Origin of the sequence: uncultured Shewanella sp. (assembly GCF_947491715.1) — a bacterium.
In the GTDB taxonomy this organism is placed as follows: Bacteria; Pseudomonadota; Gammaproteobacteria; order Enterobacterales; family Shewanellaceae; genus Shewanella.
Window position 1 is genome coordinate 1 of the sequence record NZ_CANLKR010000050.1, and the last position, 12,550, is coordinate 12,550.

Below are 12,550 nucleotides of genomic sequence, written 5' to 3' on the forward strand. Positions count from 1 at the left end.
TCGAACCCTCGATGGGAGTTAAAGCCCATACTCCCTTAGCAGGGGAGCGCCTTCGGCCACTCGGCCACCTCTCCGTTTCTTGGCGCACATATTACTGTTTGCCGAAAATAAGTCAAACCCTTTTTAATAAACCTTTGCTGTTTGAACTGTTTTTAATCATATTGATGTTATATAAAGCGAGTCTATTTAATATTGTCCTATCTTCGAATTTTCTATACGTTAAAAAATGTCAAAGCAAGACTAATACAAATCTAAGAAAATAAGTGTTCATTCAGCGGGAATGAAAAATACGGTAGGCAAGGCAGCTGTTTGAAGCTAATAGTTACTCTATATCAAAAACAGATAACCTAGTATAGCGTATTTTTCAACCCGCACCGAGTGAGCGACCCTGAATTGATCGTTTATTTACTTAGGTTGGTATAAGAATACACCTATTTCAAATTAAGCTCACTCTCCTCACTCAAGGTCTCCGGTGTCATAAACAGCCAAGTCACCCCTTCAAAGTGGAACACTTAACCCCGGATCACTTTCTAAGTTTCTAAAGGCAAGATCCAACACAAACTTTCTTTCTAACAGCAAACGTTGGCGTCAGACTGTTAGAGAGCTTTCATCCTATTCAGTTTTGCCATAAAAAAACCAGCACAAATGCTGGTTCTTTTAAAACGGTCACAATGAAAGAATTAGGCCGAATGCTCTCAGAAATTCCCACCTTCTGACGGCGTACCCGCTTTCTCTGACTGAATACGTTGATAAATTTCTTCACGATGCACAGAAACTTCTTTCGGTGCATTCACACCGATGCGTACTTGATTACCTTTAACGCCTAATACAGTAACTGTTACTTCGTCACCAATCATCAGTGTTTCACCAACACGACGAGTCAATATCAGCATTATCTTGCTCCTTTAATTCCTAATTCAGTTTCGTACGGCATTATTTCCGCTATTATGTGCTTATTATAAGGTTAGCTTAGTACAAATTAATAGTACTCTATTCGAAAAGCGTCATTTAATTATAACTTAACCCTAAACACTCCCAGCTAAATTGCAAATTAAAGTTCTCGATAAAGCACACATTTCCAATCAACGATTATAACAAAATAAAATTTAAAACTTAATAAACAAACAGTTAAAACATAAAGTGTAAATTTTATTGATTTTAATATTCGATAAGTTTAAGCCCTAATGAATATAATTACCTTTGAAGATATAAAATCAGTTTATCAGTTAAGTGTCGCTTTAATTCAATAATAACAACACTCAACACAACAACCAAAGGTTAAGATGTAAAAAGTGCGTCACATTTACACGCACTCAATTACCAAATTAACAATTCGATACAATAGCAATTTATCATATCAAGTGTGAATCACTTACGCTAATCGTTCTTCAAGCCAAGCATTAACTTGTGACAATGCGTTATCAAGGTTCTCAGGTTGACTGCCTCCAGCTTGTGCCATATCTGGGCGTCCTCCGCCTTTACCACCCACTTGAGCTGCTATTGAAGACACGAGTTCACCCGCTTTGACTTTACTCGTTAAATCTTTTGTCACGCCCACAATAAGGCTAACCTTCTTGTCACCCGCAATAGCCAATACCACAATACCTGACTTTAATTTTTGCTTCAGCTCATCTTGCAGGCCACGCAATGCGCCTGGTTCAACATTATCAAGTTTCTTGATAAGTACTTTAATGCCATTAATTTCTTGCGCTTCACCCACTAAATCAGCACTCGTTGCTGCAGCTAATTTATCCTTTAGCTGCGCTAACTCTTTTTCAAGAGATTTACTACGATCAAGTTGTATTTTCAGCTTACTCACAACCGACAAGGGATCCGCTTTTAAAAGCTCAGCAGTGGCGGCTAACTCACCTTGCTGCTTAGCAATATAACACATTGCGGCTTCACCAGTTACAGCTTCAATACGGCGAATACCAGCTGCAATGCCTCCTTCTGAAGTGATTTTAAATAAGCCGATATCACCCGTTCTGCCCACATGGGTTCCACCACACAATTCAATCGAAAAGTCCCCCATAGTGACCACTCGAACTTCGGCATCATACTTTTCACCAAAAAGAGCCATTGCACCTTTCTCTTTTGCCTCATCGATATTCATCACTTCAGAGTGTAAAGGGTGATTGAGACGGATCTGCTCATTCACAACTTGCTCCACTTGTCTCAATTCTGTCGCACTCACAGCTTCAAAATGTGAAAAATCAAAGCGAAGTTTGTCAGGCTCTACTAACGACCCTTTTTGCGATACATGAGAACCTAGAATTTGTCGTAATGCCGCATGCAGTAAATGTGTTACTGAATGATTCAACTCAGTACGTTGACGGTTATCGTGATCAACACAGGCATTTAACTCTTGAGCTTTAGTGATAGTTCCCTGAGTCACTTTTCCAACATGACCAATGGCTTGGCCGTATTTTTGAGTATCAGACACTGTAAATGTACAGTCTTGTGTACGCAATGTGCCTTTATCACCACACTGTCCACCCGATTCAGCATAGAAGGGAGTTTGCTTCAAAATAACAACCGCATCATCACCAACATGGACACGATCAACTTCTTGTCCGTCTTGATAAATCGCCATCACTTCAGACGCTAAAGATAAATCGGTATAACCACAAAAATCGGTTTTTTCTTCAATCACTAAAGCATCATTATAATCAGTATTAAACTGACCAGCCGCTTGAGCACGACTACGTTGTTTCGCCATAGCAACTTCAAAACCAGACTCATCAACACTTATCTCACGCTCACGACACACATCCGCCGTCAAATCGACAGGAAAACCATAAGTATCATACAGTTTAAAGGCTGTTTCACCGTCTAAAACATCACCTTCAAGCTTATTAAGTGCGGTATCTAAAATTCCTAATCCCCGCTCTAACGTGCGTGCAAACTGCTCTTCTTCTGCTTTTAATGATTTCTCGACAATGGCTTGCGTTTGCGCTAAGCCTTTCGCTGCATCACCCATAACATCTATTAACGTCGGTACCAACTTATAGAAAAATGCATCAGTCGCACCTAACTTATTACCATGACGTACTGCTCGGCGAATAATACGCCTTAATACATAACCTCGACCTTCATTTGATGGCATCACACCATCAGCAATAAGGAAAGAACAAGAGCGAATATGATCGGCAATCACTCTCAATGATTTATTCTCTAAATCTGTCACACCGATAATATCGGCCGCCTTGGCAATAAGTTGCTTAAAGATGTCGATCTCATAGTTAGAATGTACACCTTGCATAATCGCAGCAATGCGCTCAATACCCATTCCAGTATCAACTGAAGGCTTAGGCAAAGGGTGCATCTCACCATTGGCTTGGCGATTATACTGCATAAAGACAATGTTCCAAATTTCAATAAAGCGATCACCATCTTCTTCTGGTGTACCTGGACGCCCACCCCAAATATGCTCTCCGTGATCATAGAAAATTTCGGTACAAGGGCCACAAGGACCAGTATCGCCCATTTGCCAAAAATTATCAGAGGCGTAAGCCGATCCTTTATTGTCGCCAATACGGATCAAGTTCTCTTCTGCCACTCCAATTTTTTTATTCCAAATGTCAAAAGCTTCATCATCGGTCTCATAGATAGTGACGCATAACTTTTCCTTTGGCAGCTTTAATGTTTCAGTCAAAAAAGACCAAGCAAAGCGAATTGCCTCTTCTTTAAAATAATCACCAAAGCTAAAATTCCCTAACATTTCAAAAAAGGTATGATGACGAGCCGTATAGCCTACATTGTCTAAATCATTATGTTTACCGCCTGCACGCACACAACGCTGTGAGCTCGTTGCGCGACTATAGCTACGCTTATCAGCACCTAAAAATACATCTTTAAACTGATTCATACCTGCATTGGTGAAAAGTAAGGTCGGATCATTAACTGGAACAAGAGAACTGCTATCGACAACTTCGTGGCCGTGAGTGCCGAAATACTCCAGGAAAGCATTTCTTAACTCTTTAGTGGTTTGATACATGACATCGTCCTGAATTGAATAAGGCTCACAGCGGCTATAATCAATGCCGCAAGGTATAATTTTGTGGTGCATTATATACCCAAGCCGAGTCATTATGCCAGTTTCTAAAGCGCAACCAAACAATACTCTACGGGAAAGAAAATCGGTTTAGCGTATGATATTAAGGCAGTCTTTGAAGAGAAAAAATAACGAGGATCTTTTCTCTTTTTAGCTGGAAAATAGAACAATTTTCAGCCGATTAATATTGAACAAGGTTTTAGGTCGTTAAAGTCACTCAACCCACTGAGTCACCATTAGTCAGTTTATTCACTTTCACTCAAAGCATATTGCACTTCATCATAACGGAAGCCTTGAGCCAATAGGTAACGAATACGTTTGGCTTTTTCTTTGTAATCAGCCGCTGGACGTCCATGGTATTTTTTAAACGCTTTACGCTTAGCAATGGCAAACCAGTCATATTCAGTATCAAATAATACCTGCTGACAAATCGTCTTTGTAATTCCTTTTTGCGTTAAGACTTGTTGGATACGATTAATACCATGTCCTTTACTCACTTGGCTTTTTACGACAAGAAGGGCATAGCGCTCATCGTTCAAATACCCCTTTTCGAGACAAAATTGAATACATATTTCAATTTCATCACTAGGAAAGTCCTTTTGTGCTAATTTCGTTCTGACTTCTAATTGAGAATGATCGCGGCGCGCTAATAACGCGACCGCAATCTGTTTTGCACTTTGGTTCAGAAGACTTCACCCGTTTCTAGATCAACATTATCACCCGCAGTTTCGGCTGCTTTAGCCGCATCGACAGGTTCAGCTTTACTCAATAACATTTCTCGTAAACTGGCTTCGATTTCAGCCGCAACAGTAGGGTTTTCAATTAAATGCTTACCGGCGTTAGCACGACCCTGACCAATTTTACTGCCTTTGTAGCTGTACCAAGCCCCTGATTTTTCAACTAGTTTGTGCGCCACACCTAAATCAACTAACTCTCCAGTACTGTTGATCCCTTCACCATATAAAATTTGAAATTCAGCCTGCTTAAAAGGAGCCGCAATTTTATTTTTAACCACTTTCACACGTGTTTCATTACCGACAACTTCATCTCTATCTTTAATCGCCCCGGTGCGGCGAATATCAAGACGAACAGACGCATAAAACTTAAGCGCATTACCACCCGTGGTCGTTTCTGGATTACCAAACATCACACCAATTTTCATACGAATTTGATTAATAAAAATAAGTAGTGTATTTGACTGTTTTAAATTACCTGCCAATTTTCTCATCGCTTGGCTCATCATACGAGCAGCAAGCCCCATATGCGAATCACCAATCTCACCTTCAATTTCTGCTTTTGGTGTTAAAGCAGCAACCGAATCAACAATGATCACATCAACGGCACCAGAACGCGTTAATGCATCACAAATTTCTAGCGCTTGCTCACCCGTATCAGGTTGTGAACACAGCAAGTTATCAATATCGACACCCAACTTTTGAGCATAAACGGGATCAAGAGCATGCTCAGCATCAATAAAAGCACAAGTTTTACCCATTTTTTGAGCAGAAGCGATAACTTCAAGTGTTAACGTCGTTTTACCAGAAGACTCAGGGCCATAAATTTCAACAATACGCCCCATAGGTAAACCGCCAGCGCCTAAAGCAACATCCAATGACAATGAGCCTGTAGAAATCGTTTCAACATCCATTGAACGATCTTCTCCCAGTTTCATGATAGAACCTTTACCGAACTGCTTTTCTATCTGTCCTAATACGGCATTGAGTGCTTTTTCTTTATTCGGATCTATCTTCATGCTTATCATCCTTACCATCTAGCTTTACGGGTTAAATTCATTCATGAGTACCCCATTAGTATAATGTGAGTCTCAATATGTGATCTAGTATACTGTACAATCATACAGTATCAAGTCCTGTTGATTATTTTTTCCATTTCATTTTAAAAATCGCTTTCACAAGAGCCACTAAGGAAAATCACTTAGCGCATTTGATCATTTCCGTAAATAAATCCATCGCAAAGCATAAAAATATTGGTAATATAACCGTCAAGGCAAAGCAACAGCTTTCCTAGACCCAATGTCATTCAATAAAACAAAGTAATAACATGACCATTTTTCATTCTTATTTTTTAATAGGCTTAAGTGTTCACCTTGCCTCCACATCATGTTTTAATTTGTAAAAATGATTCAATAGCACCCTTTCAGTAAATTCATAAGTGATTAAAATGACTGCTATAAACCTTCAAAACTTAGAAAAACACACGCCAATGATGCGCCAATACCTTACCTTAAAGGCGCAACACCCTGACATGCTACTTTTCTATCGAATGGGTGATTTTTATGAACTTTTTTATGATGATGCTAAAAATGCATCACAACAATTAGGCATATCATTAACGGCCAGAGGAAAAAGTGGCGGCGATCCCATCCCTATGGCGGGCATTCCCTATCATGCCGTCGAGGGCTATCTTGCCAAACTCGTCCAACAAGGCACATCCGTAGCAATTTGTGAACAAGTGGGCGATCCTGCTACATCAAAAGGCCCAGTTGAAAGAAAAGTCGTGCGTATTGTCACGCCAGGCACACTCACTGATGAAGCCTTACTGCAAGAAAAGCAAGATAATTTACTTGCCGCGCTGTACCAAGGTAAGACCGGCTACGGTTACGCCACACTCGATATTGCATCAGGGCGCTTCGTCATTGCAGAGTTAGCCGATAAAGCCGCGCTTGAAACTGAGCTGCAACGCACGCATCCTGCAGAAATTCTCTACAGTGAAGATTTTCATGAGCTCTATCTCATCGAAAATTATAAAGGTGCTCGCAGACGACCCGAATGGGAATTTGATTTTGATACCAGTTACCGATTATTGCTTGAACAATTTAAAACCAAAGATCTGCATGGTTTTGGTTTAGACGATGCTAAACTATCATTACAGGCTGCGGGCTGCTTAATGCAATACGTCAAAGATACTCAACGTACTGCCATGCCCCATATCAATGCCATTATTCGTTTCAATCAAGATGACAGTATTATACTTGATGCCGCAACACGCCGAAATTTAGAACTCACTCAAAATTTACAAGGTGGCCAGGACAATACCTTAGCTTCTATCATCGATAATACGGCAACAGCCATGGGCAGCCGTATGTTGCAACGATGGATCCATCAACCCCTGCGCCATCACAGTGCGATAAAATCCAGACTCAATGCCGTCGCAGAACTCATTGAAGTACAAGTCTCGAATGATTTATTCACGCAATTAAAAACATTGGGCGATATCGAGCGCATCACGGCGCGTTTAGCACTGCGTAATGCCAGACCTCGAGATTTTGCACGTTTAAGAGATGCCTTAAGGTTATTGCCTGACATTCAAAGGATTCTTAATCAAGTGAACGCCTCTCACCTGCAATATTTAAGCTGTACTATTGGAGAGTTCCCCGAAGAGTTAGCATTACTTGAAAAAGCCATTGTTGATAATCCTCCTATGCTCATTCGCGATGGTGGCGTGATACGTACAGGCTATAATGCCGATTTAGATGAATGGCGAAACTTAAGTGAAGGCGCCACTGACTACTTAGCGCAACTCGAAGCCAGAGAAAAAGAACAAACAGGTTGCACGACACTCAAAGTCGGCTACAACCGCGTGCACGGTTACTATATTGAAGTTAGCCGCAGAGAATCTGATTTAGTCCCGCTTAATTATCAACGTAGACAAACGCTAAAAAACACTGAGCGATATATTATTCCTGAATTGAAAGAGCATGAAGATAAAGTCCTTTCTAGCCAAGGTAAAGCCTTAGCCATAGAAAAGCAGTTATGGGAAGGCTTATTCGACCAACTGCAACCCAAAATTCATGAACTACAAGCATTTGCAACAGCGGCGGCAGAACTTGATGTATTAAACAATTTTGCCGAGCGAGCACAAACTCTCGATTATGCCTGCCCAGAGTTAATTGAAGACACAGGTATTCACATTGAAGCAGGTCGTCATCCAGTAGTCGAACAAGTGAGTCAAAATCCGTTCATAGCCAACCCTGTCACGCTCAATCATCAGCGAAAAATGTTAATTGTGACAGGCCCAAACATGGGCGGTAAGTCCACTTATATGCGTCAAGTCGCACTTATCACGTTACTGGCTCATATTGGCTCTTATGTACCAGCACAAGCCGCACAAATAGGCCCCATCGATCGTATTTTCACCCGTATTGGTGCATCAGACGATTTAGCCTCCGGACGCTCCACCTTTATGGTTGAAATGACCGAAACGGCTAATATATTGCATAATGCAACACCGCAAAGCTTAGTGTTAATGGACGAGATAGGCAGAGGTACCTCGACATATGATGGGCTGTCATTGGCATGGTCTGCTGCAGAGTATTTGGCGAAAACACTTCAAGCAATGAGTCTTTTTGCAACCCATTATTTTGAATTGACCCAGCTACCTGAACAACTCAATAACGTAGAAAATGTCCATCTAGATGCTATAGAACACGGTGATACCATCGCTTTCATGCATGCTGTACAAGAAGGTCCTGCCAGTCGCAGTTATGGTTTACAAGTCGCCGCACTCGCAGGCGTTCCCGCCAGTGTCATCCATACAGCCAAAAGCAAACTACACCAATTAGAAAGTCGCGAACAAACTGGAAGCTCAGCTCATCAAGCCCCTCTAGCACCATTACCCGAGGTTGCGCCATCCATGCTATCTGAAACATTAAGTCAGATAAACCCAGATGATTTTAGTCCAAAACAAGCTTTAGAATGCTTGTACCAACTTAAACAACTGCAACATTCATAGAGCGTTAAGATCAATTAAGCCCGAATAAACGGGCTTAATTGATTAATCTTTATAATAAAAAAATTAGACTTTAAAAATGGCCTCTACAGAAAGACCTTGAGCACCTAACAAATCCTTTAAACGCTTTAATGCTTCAACTTGAATTTGTCTCACTCGCTCTCTTGTCAAGCCGATTTCTTTGCCTACATTTTCCAATGTAGAAGGCTCATAGCCTAATAACCCAAAACGTCTCGCAAGGACTTCTCTTTGCTTGGTATTAAGCTCATTCAACCATTTTACAACGGATTTAGACATGTCTTCATCTTGGACTTTATAATCGGGTCCAACATTATCATCATCAGCTAATACATCTAATAAGGCTTTATCACTCTCACCGCCAAGGGGAGTATCAACGGAGGTTATCCTCTCATTCAACTTCAACATGCGGCTAACATCACTACTGGATAAATCCAATTTCTCAGCAATTTCTTCCGCTGTGGGTTCATGATCGAGCTTGTGAGCCAATTCTCTAGCCGTTCTAAGATAAACATTTAATTCTTTTACAACATGGATAGGTAGTCGAATTGTCCGTGTTTGATTCATAATAGCACGTTCAATAGTTTGCCTTATCCACCAAGTCGCATAAGTCGAGAAACGAAACCCTCTCTCAGGATCAAACTTTTCAACAGCACGGATCAGCCCAAGATTACCTTCCTCGATCAAGTCAAGTAAAGCTAAACCTCTATTATTGTAACGGCGGGCAATTTTGACGACGAGTCTCAGATTACTTTCTATCATGCGATTGCGAGACTTTTCACAGCCTTTAAGTGATTTTCTAGAAAAATACACTTCTTCTTCTGCACTCAGTAGAGGAGAAAAGCCTATTTCACCTAGATAAAGTTGAGTGGCATCTAAGTTTTTTTGAATATCATCTTGAACTTGTTGATCAAGATCAACATCTTTTGTTTCATCATCCTTATGACTTAGTGCTAAATCAGATTCATCTTTCGACAAATCGACGAGTGGCTGCGTCTGTGCTGCGGTTCTAGTTCGGCCCATAATGGATCTCCCATGATTTCACGATTTTAAACTACTTCAATGTGCTATCCTCCCGTTGCCAAAATGGCACCCAAATCACTAGTATTTAGGTAAATATTTAAGCGGGTTAACTGACTTGCCAAGATAACGGATCTCAAAATGTAACATGACCCTATCAGTACCTGTACTGCCCATCTTAGCAACCGCTTGACCAGCTTTAACGTATTGTTTTTCTTTGACTAATATTTTTTCAGTATGAGCGTAAGCACTTAGATAGTTATCACTATGTTTAATAATCACTAAATTGCCATAACCACGTAACGCATTACCAGCATAAACCACTCGACCCGCTGCAGCAGCTTTAATTAACTGACCTCTAACGCCAGCAATTTTTATTCCTTTGTTGCCTTGCTCATTAGCAGAAAATGTCCCTATTAACTTGCCTTTTACTGGCCATTGCCACAAACTCACTTTACTCGGTAAAGACTTTTTAGGTTTGTGGATAACCTCGTTGATAGTTTGTTGACTACCTGTTAAAGGGTACGCCGACTTGCTCTGTTGATCAAGTGATTTTTTGACCACCTCAACAGGCTGTTTTTTAACCTCCACTTTTCCACTAACTACTTGATTTTTTTTGCTAACACTAGTATTAATCGGTTTTTTAGCCGTAGTAGTTACTGACATAACTCTGGTATGACCACTAGGTTTTTTTTCTGTTTTTATCAGTTTTAGGATCTGCCCAGGGTAAATGAGGTAAGGTTGGCTTAAAGAATTGTACTGAGCAACATCCTTAAAGTCACGGTTAGCTCCCCAAGCAATAGAATACAGTGTATCGCCTTTTTTCACACGATAATAAGGCGTCTTGATAGATCCTTTAGCGTAATTTGGAAGGCTATCATTGGACAAGCTGATCACAGGAGCTGGGCGTTGAGCCTGAAAACTACAAGCAGTTAATAAAGCAAGAAGACTAAAAAGAAAACTGACCTTGCTATATGTCCTCAATATATTAATCAAAACAACTCCCACTAGGAAAATCAATACGGGCATTAAAAGCAATTATAGTGAAGCTATCTAATTTATTGTATTTTAAAAGCTTTCAATTAGTATGAATATCAAAAATGAAAGGATTAATTTTAACAATAAACATTGAACCTAAGCTGAAACAAAGGGTTAATACGGGATTATTCCTTTTATAGCATAGAAGACACAGTTTGAAAGCGACTAAAAAAATCACTTATGTAACAAAAACATGGCATTTAATTACATTTTCCTTAATCAAACAACATCAAGCAGGCACTTGATGTGAGTACATCCCTGTACTTTCACCCAAAAAAAATTTGATTAATCAAGCCAATTCGCCATGTACCAAAGGAACAAACTTCACCAATTCAATTGCCTCTGAAGTAAACTTATCCCCCACTCTCACGACCTTTAATAATTGCTGTGATTGCTCCCCAACGGGCAGCACTAGCACTCCACCGTTAGCAAGTTGCTTTAATAAGGCTTCAGGTACACTGCTTGCTGCAGCTGTCACCATAATTGCATCAAAAGGACCTCTATTTTCCCAGCCTAACCAGCCGTCACCGTACTTAAATGACACATTATGTAAATCTAAGCGCTTTAATCTCTGTCTTGCTTGGATCTGTAAACTTTTTATTCGCTCCACAGTATACAAAGTAGGAACAAGTTGCGCTAAAATGGCTGCCTGATACCCTGAGCCCGTACCAATTTCCAAGACCTTTTCAGGCGAATGGCTTATTAACAGCTCCGTCATTCTTGCTACGATATAAGGTTGTGAAATGGTTTGACCTTGTCCTATTGGCAACGCCGTATTTTCATATGCCTTATGGCCTAACGCGGGATCAAGGAAACGCTCTCTTGGCGTGTTTGCAACGGCTATAAGTACCTTTTCATCTCGGATCCCTGCCTCAAACAAGCCTTTTGCGAGGTTTTGTGCCAATTTAGGACCCACCCTATTCATACTCGTGTTATCCATTGTTCCAATTCAGCTAATTGTGAAAATGCAGTTAAGTCAACAGTCAGAGGCGTAACAGAAACATAACCTTGCTCTATAGCATCAAAATCGGTTCCATCTGTAGCATCTAACTCTTCACCTTGAGGTCCCAGCCAATAAATATCTCGGCCAGCAGGATCACGGGTTTTAACCATACCTTCAGCTCTATGCCTTGCCCCCAACCGAGTGACTTTAACCCCTTTAATCAATTCAATGGGCAGATCCGGAACATTAATATTTAAAATTTGATTTTGTGCAATAGGGTGCGCTTTAAGTGCAGTCACAATACGATAAGCAAACTCTGCAGCTGTGTCATAATGAGTCAGCGACGATCCCACTAAAGAAATCGCAATCGCAGGGAAACCTAGAAAACGCCCTTCCATTGCAGCAGCGACCGTACCGGAATATAAGGTATCATCCCCCATATTTTCACCCGCATTGATCCCCGCAACAACCATATCAGGTTCATCATCATACAGCTCTCTGATGGCTAAATGAACGCAATCTGTTGGCGTACCATTAACGGATATATAGCCATTTTCTAAAGTTTGAATACGAAGTGGGTTCGTTAATGTCAACGAATTACTCGCACCAGAACAATTTCTGTCAGGTCCCACTGTCATTACTTTGGCTAAACGTGATAAAGAAGCCGTTAAGGCTTCAATGCCTGGAGCATACACACCGTCATCATTGCTGACTAAAATTTTCATCTC

Annotated in this window: 9 protein-coding genes; 1 reads left to right on the forward strand and 8 read right to left on the reverse strand. The window is 40.7% G+C overall.

Going from position 1 to position 12,550, the window contains the following annotated elements; genetic code table 11:
* Nucleotides 1-695 precede the first annotated feature (695 nt).
* The 4 genes from csrA to recA all read right to left on the reverse strand — a co-directional run bounded on the left by csrA (nucleotide 696) and on the right by recA (nucleotide 5,807).
* Nucleotides 696-893: a carbon storage regulator CsrA gene (gene csrA, locus Q0779_RS21480; protein WP_248939279.1), complete on the reverse strand. Its 198-nt coding sequence runs from the start codon at nucleotides 891-893 to the stop codon at nucleotides 696-698.
* 479 nt (nucleotides 894-1,372) lie between these two features.
* The gene (alaS, locus tag Q0779_RS21485; protein ID WP_298775917.1) at nucleotides 1,373-3,997 is read right to left on the reverse strand and encodes an alanine--tRNA ligase; all 2,625 of its coding nucleotides are present in this window, start codon (nucleotides 3,995-3,997) and stop codon (nucleotides 1,373-1,375) included.
* 302 nt (nucleotides 3,998-4,299) lie between these two features.
* Nucleotides 4,300-4,740 (reverse strand): regulatory protein RecX, encoded by a 441-nt coding sequence (locus tag Q0779_RS21490; RefSeq protein ID WP_367180827.1) that lies wholly within the window; start codon nucleotides 4,738-4,740, stop codon nucleotides 4,300-4,302.
* Complete coding sequence (recA, locus tag Q0779_RS21495; RefSeq protein ID WP_298775885.1) at nucleotides 4,737-5,807, reverse strand: recombinase RecA; 1,071 nt, start codon at nucleotides 5,805-5,807, stop codon at nucleotides 4,737-4,739. Before recA ends, Q0779_RS21490 begins: the two co-directional genes overlap by 4 nt.
* 428 nt (nucleotides 5,808-6,235) lie before the next feature.
* On the opposite strand from recA, the gene mutS reads away from it, so the two are divergent.
* Nucleotides 6,236-8,806: a DNA mismatch repair protein MutS gene (mutS, locus tag Q0779_RS21500; RefSeq protein ID WP_298775886.1), complete on the forward strand. Its 2,571-nt coding sequence runs from the start codon at nucleotides 6,236-6,238 to the stop codon at nucleotides 8,804-8,806.
* 63 nt (nucleotides 8,807-8,869) lie between these two features.
* Here mutS and rpoS read toward each other — a convergent pair whose 3' ends face one another.
* From rpoS to surE, 4 genes are all read right to left on the reverse strand, one after another.
* Nucleotides 8,870-9,844: an RNA polymerase sigma factor RpoS gene (gene rpoS, locus Q0779_RS21505; RefSeq protein WP_298775887.1), complete on the reverse strand. Its 975-nt coding sequence runs from the start codon at nucleotides 9,842-9,844 to the stop codon at nucleotides 8,870-8,872.
* A 78-nt stretch (nucleotides 9,845-9,922) separates the two neighbouring features.
* Nucleotides 9,923-10,828, reverse strand: coding sequence for a peptidoglycan DD-metalloendopeptidase family protein (locus Q0779_RS21510; protein ID WP_298775919.1), 906 nt, complete (start codon nucleotides 10,826-10,828; stop codon nucleotides 9,923-9,925).
* 340 nt (nucleotides 10,829-11,168) lie between these two features.
* Entirely contained in the window at nucleotides 11,169-11,804 is a 636-nt protein-coding gene (locus tag Q0779_RS21515; protein ID WP_298775889.1) for a protein-L-isoaspartate(D-aspartate) O-methyltransferase, read from the reverse strand.
* A complete protein-coding gene (gene surE / locus Q0779_RS21520; protein WP_298775890.1) occupies nucleotides 11,801-12,547 on the reverse strand; it encodes a 5'/3'-nucleotidase SurE in 747 nt (248 codons plus the stop codon). The genes Q0779_RS21515 and surE overlap by 4 nt, the downstream gene beginning before the upstream one ends.
* Between the last annotated feature and the right edge of the window lie 3 nt (nucleotides 12,548-12,550).